Origin of the sequence: Methanolobus mangrovi (assembly GCF_031312535.1) — an archaeon.
GTDB lineage: Archaea > Halobacteriota > Methanosarcinia > Methanosarcinales > Methanosarcinaceae > Methanolobus > Methanolobus mangrovi.
In genome coordinates this window covers 1,493,198-1,508,805 of record NZ_CP133594.1, presented here as the reverse complement: position 1 = coordinate 1,508,805, position 15,608 = coordinate 1,493,198, and the positions used below count along the sequence as shown (strand labels likewise).

Annotated in this window: 15 protein-coding genes and 1 tRNA gene; 12 read left to right on the top strand and 4 right to left on the bottom strand. The window is 41.2% G+C overall.

Translation table 11 applies throughout. The annotated features are described in order from the left end of the window. The 6 genes from pyrE to RE476_RS07110 all read left to right on the top strand — a co-directional run bounded on the left by pyrE (nucleotide 1) and on the right by RE476_RS07110 (nucleotide 6,678). A complete protein-coding gene (pyrE, locus tag RE476_RS07135; protein WP_309306972.1) occupies nucleotides 1-534 on the top strand; it encodes an orotate phosphoribosyltransferase in 534 nt (177 codons plus the stop codon). 160 nt (nucleotides 535-694) lie between these two features. Beyond that, nucleotides 695-1,999 carry a phosphoribosylamine--glycine ligase gene (purD, locus tag RE476_RS07130; RefSeq protein ID WP_309306971.1) on the top strand — a complete coding sequence of 435 codons (1,305 nt, stop codon included), beginning with the start codon at nucleotides 695-697 and terminating at the stop codon, nucleotides 1,997-1,999. A gap of 27 nt (nucleotides 2,000-2,026) precedes the next feature. After that, nucleotides 2,027-2,932 carry an ornithine carbamoyltransferase gene (gene argF / locus RE476_RS07125; RefSeq protein ID WP_309306970.1) on the top strand — a complete coding sequence of 302 codons (906 nt, stop codon included), beginning with the start codon at nucleotides 2,027-2,029 and terminating at the stop codon, nucleotides 2,930-2,932. Between the two features lie 77 nt (nucleotides 2,933-3,009). After that, nucleotides 3,010-3,097 (top strand) — tRNA-Leu (locus RE476_RS07120). Between the two features lie 237 nt (nucleotides 3,098-3,334). Next, on the top strand, nucleotides 3,335-5,917 hold the full coding sequence (locus tag RE476_RS07115; protein ID WP_309306969.1) for a metallophosphoesterase: 2,583 nt from the start codon (nucleotides 3,335-3,337) through the stop codon (nucleotides 5,915-5,917). A 182-nt stretch (nucleotides 5,918-6,099) separates the two neighbouring features. Then, on the top strand, nucleotides 6,100-6,678 hold the full coding sequence (locus tag RE476_RS07110) for a flavodoxin family protein (protein ID WP_309306968.1): 579 nt from the start codon (nucleotides 6,100-6,102) through the stop codon (nucleotides 6,676-6,678). A 34-nt stretch (nucleotides 6,679-6,712) separates the two neighbouring features. On the opposite strand, the gene RE476_RS07105 is transcribed toward RE476_RS07110, so the two are convergent. Further along, nucleotides 6,713-7,528, bottom strand: a complete 816-nt coding sequence (locus RE476_RS07105) for a UDP-2,3-diacylglucosamine diphosphatase (protein WP_309306967.1) — start codon at nucleotides 7,526-7,528, stop codon at nucleotides 6,713-6,715. A 314-nt stretch (nucleotides 7,529-7,842) separates the two neighbouring features. Between RE476_RS07105 and thrC the strand changes: the two genes are divergently transcribed. The 3 genes from thrC to RE476_RS07090 all read left to right on the top strand — a co-directional run bounded on the left by thrC (nucleotide 7,843) and on the right by RE476_RS07090 (nucleotide 11,201). Continuing rightward, a complete protein-coding gene (gene thrC / locus RE476_RS07100; RefSeq protein WP_309306966.1) occupies nucleotides 7,843-9,186 on the top strand; it encodes a threonine synthase in 1,344 nt (447 codons plus the stop codon). A gap of 72 nt (nucleotides 9,187-9,258) precedes the next feature. Beyond that, nucleotides 9,259-9,498: a DUF2769 domain-containing protein gene (locus tag RE476_RS07095; RefSeq protein WP_406600961.1), complete on the top strand. Its 240-nt coding sequence runs from the start codon at nucleotides 9,259-9,261 to the stop codon at nucleotides 9,496-9,498. A gap of 662 nt (nucleotides 9,499-10,160) precedes the next feature. After that, nucleotides 10,161-11,201 carry a DMT family transporter gene (locus RE476_RS07090; protein WP_309306964.1) on the top strand — a complete coding sequence of 347 codons (1,041 nt, stop codon included), beginning with the start codon at nucleotides 10,161-10,163 and terminating at the stop codon, nucleotides 11,199-11,201. Nucleotides 11,202-11,204: 3 nt separating this feature from the next. Here RE476_RS07090 and RE476_RS07085 read toward each other — a convergent pair whose 3' ends face one another. Next, nucleotides 11,205-11,633 (bottom strand): hypothetical protein, encoded by a 429-nt coding sequence (locus RE476_RS07085; protein WP_309306963.1) that lies wholly within the window; start codon nucleotides 11,631-11,633, stop codon nucleotides 11,205-11,207. A 153-nt stretch (nucleotides 11,634-11,786) separates the two neighbouring features. Between RE476_RS07085 and RE476_RS07080 the strand changes: the two genes are divergently transcribed. From RE476_RS07080 to RE476_RS07070, 3 genes are all read left to right on the top strand, one after another. Next, on the top strand, nucleotides 11,787-12,230 hold the full coding sequence (locus tag RE476_RS07080; protein ID WP_309306962.1) for a phosphate-starvation-inducible PsiE family protein: 444 nt from the start codon (nucleotides 11,787-11,789) through the stop codon (nucleotides 12,228-12,230). Nucleotides 12,231-12,357: 127 nt separating this feature from the next. Continuing rightward, nucleotides 12,358-13,068: a type 1 glutamine amidotransferase gene (locus RE476_RS07075; RefSeq protein ID WP_309306961.1), complete on the top strand. Its 711-nt coding sequence runs from the start codon at nucleotides 12,358-12,360 to the stop codon at nucleotides 13,066-13,068. 62 nt (nucleotides 13,069-13,130) lie between these two features. Further along, complete coding sequence (locus tag RE476_RS07070) at nucleotides 13,131-13,589, top strand: hypothetical protein (protein WP_309306960.1); 459 nt, start codon at nucleotides 13,131-13,133, stop codon at nucleotides 13,587-13,589. An 82-nt stretch (nucleotides 13,590-13,671) separates the two neighbouring features. Here the strand turns inward: RE476_RS07070 and RE476_RS07065 are convergent, their stop codons facing one another. Both RE476_RS07065 and RE476_RS07060 read right to left on the bottom strand, forming a co-directional pair. After that, nucleotides 13,672-14,007 (bottom strand): P-II family nitrogen regulator, encoded by a 336-nt coding sequence (locus RE476_RS07065; protein ID WP_309306959.1) that lies wholly within the window; start codon nucleotides 14,005-14,007, stop codon nucleotides 13,672-13,674. Between the two features lie 10 nt (nucleotides 14,008-14,017). Then, the gene (locus RE476_RS07060; RefSeq protein WP_309306958.1) at nucleotides 14,018-15,214 is read right to left on the bottom strand and encodes an ammonium transporter; all 1,197 of its coding nucleotides are present in this window, start codon (nucleotides 15,212-15,214) and stop codon (nucleotides 14,018-14,020) included. Nucleotides 15,215-15,608 lie beyond the last annotated feature (394 nt).

Below are 15,608 nucleotides of genomic sequence, written 5' to 3'. Positions count from 1 at the left end.
ATGTCTGAAGGGAATGGTAAACGTGCATTGGTAGATGCACTGAAAGCATGTGGTGCGGTTAAGTTCGGTGATTTCACACTTGCTTCAGGGAAGAAGAGTACTTATTATGTTGATATTAAGAAGGCCAGCACAGATCCTGCTACACTTAAAGTGATAGCAAAGGAAGCAGCACGGGTCATAAACGGGCTTGATATTGATTTTGTGGGTGGTGTCGTGCTTGGTGGCGTTCCTCTTGCTACGGCTGTCTCTCTTGAGACGGAACTTCCACTTGTGCTGATACGCAAATCTGAAAAGGATTATGGTACTGGCGGACTTTTTGTCGGTGAGTTCCAGAAAGATTCTAAGATTTTGCTTCTTGAGGATGTAACCACAAGTGGTGGTTCTGTAAAAGATGCCATCGTTGCAATACGTGATGCAGGGGGCATTGTGGACAGGGTCATTACTGTAGTGGACCGTGATTCAGGGGCAGAGAAGAATCTGAGTGATATAGGTGTGAAGCTCGTTCCTCTGGTCCGGGCAAGTGACCTTATCTGAATTTGCGCAGCAAAGATAAAGACAAGTTATTTATTTCAGGAATTAGAACTCTTTGGTATTCTGATTCCTATAAAATAACAAAACAATAACAGATATCGATATAAGTCCAAGCGTATCTGGATATCGCTAATAATAATTTTTTGATGATGAGGTTTGATATATGAATGTATTAGTAGTTGGTGGCGGCGGAAGAGAGCATGCTATGGTAGCTGCAATAGCACGAAGCAGAAAAGATCCGTCCATCTATGCGGTGATGTCAAAGAAGAATCCGGGCATTGCTGAACTATGTGAGGATTTCCTTCTTGAAAAAGAGACAAATGTCGAAAAAGTTGTCGAGTTCGCATTATCTAAGAACATTGAACTTGTTGTAGTTGGTCCTGAAGCACCTCTTGCAGTTGGTCTTGCAGATGCCCTTGAGGATGCGGGTATCAGCGTTGCCAGCCCTAAGAGGAAGGTAGCACAACTTGAGTTTGACAAGGCATGGGCACGTAATTTCATGAGAAATAACAACATTGCCGGCTGTCCTGTCTTTGATGTGTTCACTGATAAGGATGCTATGGATGCTTTCATCGACAAACTTGGAAATGTTGCTATCAAACCATCAGGTCTTACTGGTGGAAAAGGCGTCAAGGTAATGGGTGACCAGTTGCCGGATGTTGAAGCTGCAAAAGAGTATGCTGCAAGTCTGCTCGACCAGGGAAGCGTTGTTGTTGAGGAAAACCTTGTTGGTGAGGAATTCACTCTTCAGGCTTTTGTGGATGGCAAGAACCTTGCTTTCATGCCAACAGTGCAGGATCATAAGAGGGCATTTGAGAACGATCTCGGACCTAATACAGGCGGAATGGGTTCCTACAATGCACCTGGTGAGATACTTCCTTTCCTTACTGCTGAAGATGTGGAAGGCTCAAAACAGATAATGATCGACACTGTGAAGGCGCTTTACAATGAAACCGGGCAGAAGTACAGGGGTACACTGTATGGCCAGTTCATGATCACAAAAGATGGCCCCAGGGTCATTGAATTCAATGCACGTTTCGGCGATCCCGAGGCAATGAATGTATTGCCTTTGCTTGAAACAGATTATGTGGATGTACTCGGTGCAATGACAAGTGGTACACTTGATAAATTAAATATAAAGTTCAGCAAGAAGGCAACAGTCTGTAAGTATGCTGTTCCTGCAGGCTATCCTGACAAACCAACGAAGGACCGGGAAGTAGTTGTAGGGGACATTGACAATGCCATACTTTTCTATTCAAGTGTTTACGAAAAGGATGGAAAGGTCTATACCACCGGTTCAAGGGCGGTTGCTGTTGTAGGTGTTGCAGATTCCATTGCCGAGGCTGAAAAAATAGCCCAGAATGCTCTGGAAAACCTCTCAGGTGACCTGCATTACAGAAGTGATATCGGCAAAGCTGAACTTATCCAGAGACGCATTGACCATATGGCGCAAATACGCGGACAGTAATAATATTAGTTAGTGAAGGTTGATAGTATGAAACACCTGATTTCCATGGCTGACCTTTCTCATGATGAGGTCATTGAGTTACTTGATATGGCGGAAGACCTGAAAGAAAAACGTCTGAGGGGCAAGGTCACAGACCTCCTGAAGAATAAGAGTCTTGGTATGATATTCGAGAAGTCTTCTACACGTACTCGTGTCTCATTTGAGGTTGCAATGTGTGACCTTGGCGGGCATGGACTCTACCTGAATCCCAGGGATATGCAGCTTGGCCGCGGCGAGACGGTTGGAGACACTTCTGAAGTGCTTTCAAGATATCTCTATGGTATTATTGCAAGGGTCTATAGCCATGAAACGGTGAAACAACTGGCAGAACATTCCTCTATCCCAGTCATTAATGCACTTTCCGATAAGGAACATCCATGCCAGATACTTGCCGACCTTCTCACTATCCGTGAGTACAAGAACAAACTCTCCGGCCTGAAGTACGCATGGGTTGGTGATGGGAATAATGTATGTAATTCAGCTATTATCGGCTGTGCCCTCATGGACATGGAAGCTGTGGTTGCCTGTCCTCCGGGATATGAGCCGGATGAGGACATTGTGGAGCTTGCAAGGGAACTTGGCGGAAATATCACTATTACCAACGATCCAAATGAGGCCGCAAAGGATGCAGACATTATCTATGCGGACGTCTGGGTTTCTATGGGTGATGAGGACGAACGCGACAAGCGCCTGAAGGATCTTGCACCATACCAGATAAACACTGAACTGGTGGAACAGGCAAAACCTGATGTTATCGTTATGCACTGCCTCCCGGCACACCGTGGCGAGGAGATAAGCGCAGAGGTTATGGACGGTCCGCATTCGGTTGTCTTCGACCAGGCTGAGAACCGTCTGCACGCCCAGAAAGCACTTTTACTGAAACTGCTGGGTTAACACCAACCAGTTTCCTTCAAAGCTTTTTCAAACACAAAGTTTAATTAGAAAAAGCGCTACTAACCAACATTCACAATGCGGGAGTTGCCCAGCCTGGCCAAAGGCGCTAGGTTCAGAGCCTAGTCTCGTAGGAGTTCATGCGTTCGAATCGCATCTCCCGCACCAAGAATTACTAATTTTGACATTACTATTTTCATTCTTACATTTTGTTATTGTTTTCTATATACAGGCGTAGCTTTCGCTCCTTCTTTTCTATTAAATAACATTCCTCTGGAATATTGTTTCCTAAAATACTTCTTTTATCGTATCAATATTATCATGTTCCGCTACAAAATATAAGATTCATACTACAAAATTGGTTGTGGGGTACATTAGATGAAATTTAGGTCAATAGTAATTACAATGTTAGTTGTCTCACTGTTTGTTTCAGCATTACCAGGCCTGGCTTTTGCAAATGGAAGCAGTGACCTGATATCTGAATTATCTGTTATTGATGTCTTTCATCCGCCGGATGCAGCAGATTATTATCGTGCGGATCTGTACAACGAATGGCATTATTTCAATATGATCGATGAAGAACAGGATATTGCGATTGTTGCTTCACTGAAATTGAACGGTAATGTTTCTGATTCTGCTACATTTCCGGCAACAAGTTCTGCTCAGGTATTGCTGGGGTACAGTATTGCAGGAATGCCGGGCACAAAGTTTGGAATTTATAGTCCGGTGGCTCAGGCTGATTTTTCAGATATGTCATCTGATGTTATAATGGGATTCAGTAGGGTTACCCTTACTCCTGAAGGTTACCTTGTGCATGTGGAGTCAGATGATGGGAATGCTGTTTTTGATGCTTTGTTCAAACCTTATGCTGAGCCACATTTAATGAAAGCTGCAAGCATGTCTGAAATGATTGACATGAACTGGCTGGTGGCATCACCATTTATGATGGTCAATGGAACACTTACCATCCCGGATGGTACCAATGGTCCTGTCACTTATACATTCGAAAATGTAAAAGGCTATCACGACCATAACTGGGGTTACTGGAACTGGGCAAATCTTCGATGGGACTGGGGTCAGGTCACTCAGAATAATGCAGATCTTTACACTATTTCTTTTGGAAACGTCAGTTCAATCAGTGGTGCTCAACTTGGTCAGGTGTTGAATGTCTGGAAGAATGATTCAATCGTTGCCAACTTTTCCGAAATAACTGTAACTACCGTTAGCACCGGCGAATTTGATACGTCCTACCTGATACCCTATCTTCCTGTGGGACTTCCAATTGACCTTCCGCCTTCTGTCTTCTATCCTGACCAGACAGTTATTCAGGCCACATCGGGTGAAACGGGTGATGTTGTCAATATATTATTTGATACTGAACAGGCAACACCACTTCCTGTGCCAACATTGGACAACACTGGCAATGCCACTATCGTGATAATATGGGAACTTCTGGGCACCTATTATGTGGAAGGGGTTGTAGATGGCATGCCTGTATCCTATGCCGCAAAAGGCTTCCTGGAAGATGCAGGTGCAATAGAATTCTATATTCCGTCCCAAACGATTAGTGAGCTTGAGACAATCCCGGTTGTGATTGGAAATGGAGGGGAGCAATACAAATTTGCGATAATATCCGATCTCCAGTACGATTCAAATGATGCGATATCATCATCAGCTCTCAAAAATGCAGTGGACGAAATAATCTCTCTGAACAACAATGGTGTGACTGACGATAATATAGAATTCGTAATAGTCCTTGGTGACCTGATACAGGGTAGGAACACAGCCACTGGTGAATGGAAAGGGGAGGCTGGATACAGGGTGGAATATGAGCAGGTAATTGCAGAGCTGGAAAGGCTGAAACAGCCTCTTCCAACAGGTGCCAATGTAAATTACATTCCTGTTATAGGTAATCATGATATCTGGTTCAAGTCTGGTGACTATACAACATCCGGCGGCTGGCCTGATTATCCGGAAGAGCTTTTTGCAGAATATTTTGAATCACAGTATGCTGAGCTAGGTACTGAACTGGATGGCTGGGATAAACAGGAATCAATGCCTTCTGAGAATCCGTATGTTCCTGAGTACCCCGCACCACATTTCCAGAATTATGCATTTGATTACGGGCCATATCATTTTATCTGTCTGGACTTTTGTGCAAGAGATGATTTTGATCCGTATGATGAAACAAGCTTCCCGCCAACTATCAGGAAATTTGAAGGCTATGCAGACCTGCATTACAAGGATTCGTCAAATGCGGATATTGAAAATGGTACGTGGCAGTGGCTGAACGAGCATCTTGCTGAATGCAGTAGCAGGGGAATAAAGAATGTGGTGGTCTTCACTCACCATCCTCCTATCTATGAACTGGATACGATTGCAGGAAGTGCGGCAATTCTGAACACAGGTGGTATTCCGGTGATGTCATCTCCATCCTCAGAGATTGCTGGTGAGATACATGTAAAAGATGACCCTCTTGACTTGCTTGATGACAGGACACTCTCAAACTTCAGGACAGGTGCACTGTTCAGTGACTGGAACAACCGGATGATAATGGATGGGACAATAATTGACAGGGTAGAAGGCGATCCTCTTCTTGCATTCAACAAAGAGGATTATGACGGTAAGGATGAATATGGCCGGCTCACCACAGTATTCGATGATTATGGAATCAATGTTGTTCACTGGTTCTCCGGGCATTATCATTTGAAAGGTCTCCAATGGCATGATGACAATATCGGGGATATTTCATTGATTCCTTCACTGGTTCCTGCAAGTGGTGTTTACAGCATTGAGTTTGATGGTGACGTGATGATCAACGAAGTGCCTGAAGCAATTGTTACTCCTGAGGTAAATCTGAATGGCTGTATTGCTATTGTAACGGTACAGGCAGAACAAGAATATGTGCCAACAGCCAGTCCTCTGGTGACGGCAGGGATTCTAGGCCTGTTCGTTGTCATGTTCTTAAGGAAAATTGATATTAAATGAATTAGGGTATCCTCTTCGGGATGCTCTTCCTTTTTTTATTTTTAAAGCCGTGATTTAATAAGTCGAATTAGTAAATGTTTTCTCATTACATTTTCCTGTATATCTACAACCATTTATAAAATCACAAAACATATTCTCTCCCTGGTTAACTAACCTAACAAAAACAAAAAAAGGGATTAAAAATGAAAGTAATTGCCATAAACGGAAGCCCTAGAAAAGAAGGGAACACTGCCTCTCTATTAAAAGAACTAACATCCAAACTTGAAGCTGAAGGGATAGAAACCGAAACTATTCACATTGGCGGGAAGAAGGTTCACGGTTGTACTGCATGCATGACATGTTTTGAAAAGAAAAACGGTCTTTGTGTTTTCGATGATGATGGTATCAATGAGTGTATCACAAAGATGAAGGATGCCGATGGTATTGTCATAGGTTCGCCAACCTACTTTGCTGATGTTAACACAGAGACTAAGGCACTCATAGACCGTGCAGGTTTCGTATCTATTGCAAGTGGTGGACTCTTTTCAAGAAAAGTCGGTGCTGCTGTAATTGCAGTTCGCAGAGCTGGTGCAGTTCATGCTTATGATTCTATCAATCATCTTTTTGGAATAACCAATATGATAACCGTGGGTTCTTCTTACTGGAATCTTGGTGTTGGTTTAAATCCCGGGGATGTTAATGAGGATGCAGAGGGTATGCAGACTATGGGTAACCTTGCTTTGAATATGGCATGGCTCTTGAAGAAGATTAATTCAGAGTGAATCAATTGATCAATTAATGCATGGGAATCTAAGCCTATGGCTTAAATTCCTTCAATTCCACTTTATCATCAGTGATCTCAATATACTCAAGTTTCTTATCTTCACCAAAGCCCCAGCTGCCGGTATTTGCAACTTTGTTCTTATCTTCTACGTATGCATGGTGAGTATGGCCGTAGATCAAATATTGATCGGGTCGTATGCTTAAAAGGAAATGCCTTGTCTCTGCTCCTGCAAGTTCTTCAATAGGTTCGATGACATTATGCTTATTGAAATTCTTGATTCTGTCCTCTGGTGGCTGAATCATTGACCTAAGCGCATCCTGGGGATTTTCCGGAAATCTCTTCAAACTGTCCCACAGAGAGCTATGTGATTGAATACTTTTCCATAGTTTATCAGCAGCATTGCCTGCATCATCTCCTGCAAGACACATGTGTTCGCTGAATGTTTCGTATGTTTTCATTGATTTGTAGTATGGGTTACACAATACCTCTAGCTGATAGCCATGAAAAAAGAAGAATTCCTGGTTTTTACTTTTAATTACAGCTGTTTTCTTTACTTCGAAAGGAAAGTTTTCCCCTAAAAGCTCGCTAAGACGCAGCAAATAAAAATCATGGTTCCCAACTATATAATGGACTTTGGTTTTATCCAGCATTTCATTCAAGGTCTTCAATGATTTGGAGCATTCAAGCACAGTCTTTGTGAAATCCCTTCTCCATATATCGATTATGTCTCCCAGAAGAACCAGATGTTCAATTTTATTGGATTTTACAAATTCTAAGAATTCTACAAACTTATCGACCTTTGCTTCCTTCATACCGAGATGTACGTCTGAAACAGCTATTGTTGACATGAATTACCCTCAAATGCTATTGACACACATGTTCTATCTGACAAAAACCATTGTTCATGTATGGTAATAAGGTATTTTTTAGGAGGTAGTACAATTCTTTTTGGAAACAAAGCTTCAAAATTCAGTTTCAGAATAATGATTCTGAATAAAACACCAGGCAATATTCTGGAACTCTCCGGTTGCGCATTATTTAAAAATGTCACTACTCTGCCTATAGGTTATAGCTTTATGCGAATGGCAAGGTATTCATACTAATTTATCCTTTAAAGGTCATTAGCTAGTTTATACACTTATCAACCGAATTCCTGATTAAAATGAAACTCTATAGTACAAATCTTAAGGCACCGGAAGTAAGCTTTCAGGAGGCTCTGATAACAGGGCTTGCACCGGACAGGGGGCTTTACATGCCAAAGAGCCTTCCGACCTTCTCTAAAGAAGAGATAGACTCCTTCAAGGATGCACCATATCCTGAGATTGCATACAGGGTACTTAGCAAGGTTCTTGATGGTGAAGTTGACGATGAGTCGCTCAAAGCGATCACCTATGATGCTTACAATTATGATGTTCCTCTTGAGAAGATGGATGAACAGACCTATATCATGAGACTTGACCGGGGGCCTACGGCATCCTTCAAAGACTTTGCAGCCCGTATGATGGCAAGGCTCATGCAGTATTACCTCAGCAAAGAGAACAAGAGCCTGACAATTCTCACAGCTACCTCCGGTGATACTGGCAGTGCCGTTGCACATGCATTCTACGGTCTTGATAACATAAAGGTCATAGTGCTCTTTCCGACTGATGAGGTGTCTGACCGCCAGCGCAAGCAGATGACCACCCTCAATGAGAATATCACCGCCATCTCAATAGATGGTAAATTCGATGACTGCCAGGCAATGGTAAAACAGGCATTTGCAGATGAGGACTTAAAACACTTCAATCTTTCATCAGCCAATTCCATAAACATTGGTCGTCTTGTTCCGCAATCTATCTACTATATCTATTCATACGCAAGACTCAGGAACTATCCGGAAGAGATTATCTTCTCCATTCCATCGGGTAACTTTGGTAATATGATGGGTTGCGTCCTGGCAAGGACCATGGGTATTCCTGTGAAAATGATAATCGCTTCTGTGAATGAAAATGATGAAGTCCCTCATTTCCTTAGCACCGGTGACTACGAAAAGATAGTTCCGTCAAAGAATTGTCTTTCAAATGCAATGAACGTGGGACATCCCAGCAATCTTTCAAGGCTCATAGCTATCTATGGCGGGGAAATGGATGAAAAGGGCAATATCAGCAAAGAGCCTGACATGGAAAAGCTCAGAAAAGATATCTACTCCGGCTCTGTCACAGATGATGAGACCAAGGCAACCATAAAGGAAGTCTACGAAAAGTACGGCATCCTAATTGAACCACATGGGGCAGTCGGCATAAAAGGATTGCTTGATTTCAGATCACAAACCGGTGATAACACACTTGCTGTGACACTGGAGACTGCCGACCCGGCAAAGTTCCCGGAGCATGTAAGGAATGAAACAGGGATTGAGCCTGAACTTCCTCAAAGCCTGAAAGAGATCGAGGCGAGGGAAGAACATATGGATTACCTTGGCACGGATTATGCCAGTTTCAAGGAATACCTGAAGGAAAAACTCGGTTGAGTTTTCCTTTTTTCAATTTCTGTGCATTCTTCGTTATTTATATACATTTTCAGTATGTTGTGAGGTATGCTTTTGAATACTGATAAAGCTGATATGTCAAAAAGTCGTGGCAAATATTTTGGAATCTGCACATCATATCATCATTCCAAGGGTTGTAATTGTCCTACATGTCCTTCATATCCTGGAAACGGTATCTTCATGTTTTGTTCTAAAGGTTCATATCCGGGAACACAGAAAAAAGGATGCATGTGTTCTGAGTGTTTCATGTATGGAAAGTTCGCTCTTCAGGGCAAGTACTTTTGTTCAGAATAATCCTTTATGTGGGTGTTGTTATTGATTTTTGGTTTGAACACCACCTCATCATCATCATGCTCATCATATATTAAAGTGTAGATATATTTATGTAGTAGTAAAATCTACTATTAATTGTGGCAAGATCTACTAGCCAGAGAATGCCTCAAACGAAATGTGCCATATTGTGGTACGATATGGATTTCATCCCAGATTCCTCCGGAAAAACGAAATTGGATTGCATGGAATTGTAGGCACGATACTGGCCCTCTCGGTATCTAAAAACGAAAAATGTCTACATTTCCAAAATCCCGGAAGGATAAATAAAAGGAGTATGAGCGAGTTAAAGTGGGGCTTTAGTGGAGTATGAGCGGTTTGGTAGTCATTTCAAAATTGTCGGAGTGGCTCCGGGGTTATTGTCAACATTATCGTTAAAATTATTGTCAATGGGGTTATTGTCAATAACGTGTTTTCCTGCATTTGCAGGAAAACTACTTTTAATTTACAACTAGTGCAAAGTTCCTTCTCTATTTAGATGTTGTATATTTTCATTTGTAGAAATACCTGCCATTCAGGTTACTTTCATCAAATGATTGTTATTTTGATATTTCTACCGGACTTATTTTGAAATCATTTTTATGTTTAATAGGTTATTAATGCATATTTTGTAATAACATTTATTAATGATTGTTGATTTCAGATTTATTTATATAATATGGGGCTGTTTCTGCGTAGCCCTGATGATATCTACTAAAAGCAGCAAATACTCTTATTTAGAGCTTATAATCTCATGTACTATATTTGGAGCTAGTGGAATCTTCATAAAACATATTTACGACATGCAAATAACTTCTATTATCTTTTACAGGCTTATTTTTGGATTCATGCTGTTATTAGCTTATTGTATTGTGACTAAAAGAGATGATATACTACGCTTGAACAAAAAAAAGATTTTTATTCTCTTAATTGCTATTTTCAACGTTCTTACGCTTTATACTTACTTCAGTTCTATAAAATATGCAGGTATTTCTATTGCCGTTCTGTTGCTTTACACTGCACCTGTATATGTTACACTGTTATCTCCTCTCTTTTTAAAAGAGAAGATTACAAAGCGCGGGATGTTTTCCCTGTTAATATCGATAAGCGGTATTCTCATCGTTATATTGCCCGGTAGTGGCGCATCAGGATACGATACCCACTTTTTGCTGGGTATTTTTCTTGGTGTCATATCAGGTATCTCTTACAGTGGAACTATCATGACTGTAAGTTATCTTAAGGATGAATATTCCGGTATTTCCCAGTTGTTCTGGTCAACTTTCATCAGTTTGCTGATACTGTTGCCTTTTGGCAGCAAAGTTCCTGTAGACATACTTGTAATGAACCTGCGTACTCTCATACTTTTCGGGCTGATAACAACTGCATTTGCTTCGGTTCTGTATCTTAACAGTGCTGCAAAAATTCGAGCACAGACTGTAAGCGTACTTGCATTACTTGAACCGGTAAGTGGCATCATCTTTGGATTCCTGTTCCTTCACGAACCAATATTCATGAATACCATACAGGGTTGCTTCTTCATAATCCTGGGTGCACTCATTCTTCTTTTTGAGCCGGGGAATACTGGTGCTATATCCGTAGGAGGTTTAAGGTCCGATCTGTCTGCGGTGGGTTACCGTTCATTGGGCAAATTCCAGGAACTATCCTCCACATGGCTGATAAAAAAATAATATCTATTTCTTTCCGGCGAAAAGGACAATAGATAATGTGATTATGACGGGTGCTGCAATTGAGGGGAACTCGGGAATTTCCTGAGTATCATTCTTGCTGTCATCGCCATCAGTATTAGGGTAACTACCTGGGGTGGTGTTGGTGCCGGTCACTGTACTGTGGCCTTCGTGTTTCCACCATCCGGGCTCTTCATCGGTTTGCTTGTCATCTGTTGTTGACATCAATGTAGAATTTTCAGACATATTATCCTGAGTTTCATTAGTCTGATTTTCAAAATCAATATTCATTTGTTCCTGTGGCATCAAAGCTATAAGTATCATCAATAACAAAAGTGCAAATACTGCAATAGCACGGTATTTAGTAATAACTACCAATCTTTTACCTCGCCTGAGAATTGACAGGTTCAATTCATCATTAGATTTACGTTTCATGTGAAATATACGTTTTACCATATAAGCGTCACTGGGAAATTCATTCAAAAAAAGGAAAAACTACTTTATCAAGACGTTACTAATTGATAATGTCTTTATAATCCTGCCATATAATCGACTATCTTGAATACAGTCCCTCCAGTGGTGAATAATGTGATAATCAAATATATCAATGAATTCCAGAAAGTGATCATAAAAATAGTCATCGTGATGATGGCATTTGTTATCCTCAGTGCTACATTGGAAATTGGATGGATTGTGTTTAAAGACTTATTTACACCACCTTTATTTTTGATCGGTGTGGAGCAGATACTGGATGTATTCGGTCTTTTCTTCCTTGTCATTATAGGTATAGAGTTGCTGGAAACTGTCAAGATGATAATCACCGAATCTTCAATGAATGTCGATGTTATCATTCTTGTAGGAGTTACTGCAATCGTAAGAAAAGTGATGATCATTGATATCAAAAATACAGCGCCCCTGTTCCTTATAGGTCTGGGAACACTTATTCTTGCACTTGCAGCAACTTACTATCTGATAAACAGTTCTGAGAAGGAATTCAAGTGCACACTTGATTATAAAGAAGACGAAGAATAAGTTAATTTAAGTGGTAGTCAATTCTCATTTCATTTTCATATTTGAATATCTACATTTTAGCTTCATTTTTTGGTTTTAAAAGCCCAAAAGGATTTAAAACCGAAATCCTATTTGGGGTAGATATATTATGAAAATACATTGCCTTGTCCATCTGGAATTTGAAACTCTCGGTAATATCAAAGAATGGGCATGTAGTAAAGACCATTCTATATCCGTGACCATGCCATACGTAAATTCATCTTTTCCGCATCCGGATGACTTCGACCTGCTCATAATAATGGGTGGTCTGATGAGTATCTATCAGGAAGAGGAATATCCCTGGCTGAAAAAAGAAAAAGAATTTGTAAAAATGGCTATTGAATCTGGTAAAGCAGTCTATGGTATATGTTTTGGAGCCCAGATGATCTCTGAAGTCCTGGGGGGAAAAGTGTCCAAAAATAAATACAAGGAAATTGGCTGGCATGAAGTTCATCCACTTGAATCATTCCAGACTGATGTTACTCTTTTTCAAGTTCCTGCAGATATTTCTGTTTTTCAGTGGCATGGTGATACATTCAGTCTCCCGGAAGGTGCAAAACGTCTGTTTGAAAGCGAAGCATGTCCCGAGCAGGGTTTTATCTATGGGGACAATGTGCTTGCATTGCAGTTTCATCCAGAGGTTGATGGGGCGTGTGTGGGTAGTCTTATCACAAACTGCAGCTCCGATCTTGCAGAAGGCATGTACATACAATCAGAAAATGAGATATGTGGCAGGGATGATCTGATCAAGTCTTCTTCTGACCTCATGTTTGCAATACTTGAATGGTTCGAAGAAAACATTAGAAGCAAAATAAACTAAAAGCATTTTATATATGTCATTGCACTAAGCTAATTTAAGGAGGTTTTGTTCTGGATCATGAAGTGAATATTGGTGATAAATTAGAACAGATGCGTCAATTGTGTAAGACTCGTCCGTTGAAATATTCAGACCTTGACCATCTCAACAAAGGATCTACGGAGTTTCTCCATCAGGCCGGATACTCTATAGAGGAGATTGCAGATGCACTTGATCTGAGTGTGAGGGATGTTGCGAATAACCTTAAAGGAACTGGTTTTACACTGGATTACAAGAAAATATCCAAATTTGAAGATAATTTGCCTGACAACATGGGTGATACTATTACCATCAAGGTCCCTTCATGGGGGAATGAAGATGAAGAGCTTTATTTTAAAGCAATGGTTATCCAATGTATTCCTCGTGGAGGCGGATGTGGTCTCTCAATTGTTCTTCTGGAAGATACAAAATTCGAGATTCCTCTTTTTGGTGCAAAGAAAAAAGGCGATGAGATAGTTGTTCCACTGGACTGGTACGTGCGATAACGCTAAAAATTCAGGAAATTGAATCGCAGTTTTGAGCGTGTAAATCTGTAATAAAAAGAAGAATATGAGGTTTTACCTCATATTATTCAGACACTATCTCATCATCATTTCTGATTGCAGCTACCAGCTCTATCGGGGATACGAAAATCTTTCCGTCACCGAATTTACCGGTTCTTGCGCTTGTTCTAATGATCTCGATGATAGGTCTGACGTCTTCATCACCCACGACCATCTCTATTTCGGTCTTAGGGATCATATCTACCTTGATCTGTTTTCCTCTGTACTGGAGGCAGATACCTTTCTGTGCTCCACGTCCTTTAACCTGATAAACTGTCATGGCAAAGTAGCCTTTCTCTTCCAGTGCCGCCTTTACATCTTCCAGCTTCTCCGGGCGAATAATTGCTTTTACTCTCTTCATTCACATCACCTCAGGCTGTAGTAGATTCACCATGCTGGGATATATCAAGTCCAACATATTCTTCTTCTTCGGTCACACGTAATCCCATTACCTTGTCCACAAGCTTGGCAAGTATAAAGGTCATTATGAAAGCATATAGTATGGCAGCGGAAGCATCAATGAGTTGTACCAGGAATTGATGTGTATTTCCATAGATGAGTCCGTCAACTCCGCCAATGGCTGCGCTTGCAAATATTCCTGTTGCAAGTGCTCCCCACAATCCTCCCATTCCGTGTACTGCCCAGGCATCAAGACTTTCATCAAGTCCTCTGCGAACACGGAAGAGCAGTGCTCCGTAACAGAGAAGTCCGGCAAATCCACCTATTACAATGGCAGACATAGGACTAACAAAACCGGAGGCTGGTGTGATAGCTACAAGACCTGCAACAGCTCCACTGATAAGGCCCAGTGAACTTGGCTTACCCTTTATCCATGATGCTGCCATCCAGGTAATTGCGCCTGCTGCAGCAGATACATTTGTTACTACAAGTGCATTGACCGCAAGTCCGTTTGCTGCAAGTGCGCTTCCTGCATTGAATCCGAACCAACCGAACCAGAGAAGTGATCCGCCGAGGAGAGTTGTTGTGATGTTCTCTGCTTCCATGCTGTATTTTCCAAATCCTGAACGCTTGCCGATAACAAGTGCAAGTGCTAAAGCTCCAAATCCTGAGCTGATATGTACTACGGTACCGCCTGCAAAGTCAAGAGCACCCAGTTCTCCGGCCCAGCCGCCTCCCCATGCCCAGTGGGCCAGAGGATCATAGACAAGGGTTGTCCAGAGTAATCCGAGAACGATAAAAGAACTTAATTTAACACGTTCGGCAATTCCTGATGTGAGGATTGCCAGTGTGATTCCTGCAAAAACAAGCTGGAATGCCATGAATAACATGTCAGGGATTCCTTCACCTTCAAGCCCTACTCCTGCAAGGCCTACGTAGTCCAGACCGCCAATGAATCCTGAGATGTCAGTACCAAAAGAGAGGCTGTAACCGATTGTAACCCACTGGATACTTACAATGGCAAAGGCTATGAAAGCCATGGCTATCATGGAAATTATGTTTTTACTACGTACCATTCCACCATAGAAAAGTCCTACTCCTGGGGTCATGAGCATGACCATGGCGGTACAGATGATGATAAATGCTGTATCTCCGGTATCGAGTACCAATTACATCACCTGTGTTTTTGTTAGATTGTGTTCTATTATCTGTTCCATAGTTCCACCTATGTTTATATATTGTAATTAGGATGTCTGCAATACTATTCCCACTTCCTATGCACTATTATTTAAATAATTTGGTTTGATTTCATTAACTGTTTTGTTTTTTCAAAAACATGGACAATTATTTATCTGCAAAATACAATTTATATTTGGTTCTAAATATGAGTACAAAAGAAGAAGCATCCATTGAAGTCAGCAAAAACTCTAAACATCATCATGAGTCTTTAGCACAATCTGCATTTTGACAGTGATTTCCAAAAGGATAAATGGTGTCGTAGGTGATCAAAGCAATTATCTTCTGCGTCATTGCTATCATATTATCCTTTTATTTATCATACAA

Excerpts from the sequence above, each read along its gene's own strand:
- RE476_RS07075 (WP_309306961.1), top strand. The coding sequence starts at position 12,358 with ATGAAAATACATTGCCTTGTCCATCTGGAATTTGAAACTCTCGGTAAT.
- RE476_RS07085 (WP_309306963.1), bottom strand. The coding sequence starts at position 11,633 with ATGAAACGTAAATCTAATGATGAATTGAACCTGTCAATTCTCAGGCGA.
- purD (WP_309306971.1), top strand. The coding sequence starts at position 695 with ATGAATGTATTAGTAGTTGGTGGCGGCGGAAGAGAGCATGCTATGGTA.
- RE476_RS07105 (WP_309306967.1), bottom strand. The coding sequence starts at position 7,528 with ATGTCAACAATAGCTGTTTCAGACGTACATCTCGGTATGAAGGAAGCA.
- pyrE (WP_309306972.1), top strand. The coding sequence starts at position 1 with ATGTCTGAAGGGAATGGTAAACGTGCATTGGTAGATGCACTGAAAGCA.
- RE476_RS07110 (WP_309306968.1), top strand. The coding sequence starts at position 6,100 with ATGAAAGTAATTGCCATAAACGGAAGCCCTAGAAAAGAAGGGAACACT.
- RE476_RS07065 (WP_309306959.1), bottom strand. The coding sequence starts at position 14,007 with ATGAAGAGAGTAAAAGCAATTATTCGCCCGGAGAAGCTGGAAGATGTA.
- argF (WP_309306970.1), top strand. The coding sequence starts at position 2,027 with ATGAAACACCTGATTTCCATGGCTGACCTTTCTCATGATGAGGTCATT.
- RE476_RS07090 (WP_309306964.1), top strand. The coding sequence starts at position 10,161 with ATGATTGTTGATTTCAGATTTATTTATATAATATGGGGCTGTTTCTGC.
- RE476_RS07115 (WP_309306969.1), top strand. The coding sequence starts at position 3,335 with ATGTTAGTTGTCTCACTGTTTGTTTCAGCATTACCAGGCCTGGCTTTT.
- thrC (WP_309306966.1), top strand. The coding sequence starts at position 7,843 with ATGAAACTCTATAGTACAAATCTTAAGGCACCGGAAGTAAGCTTTCAG.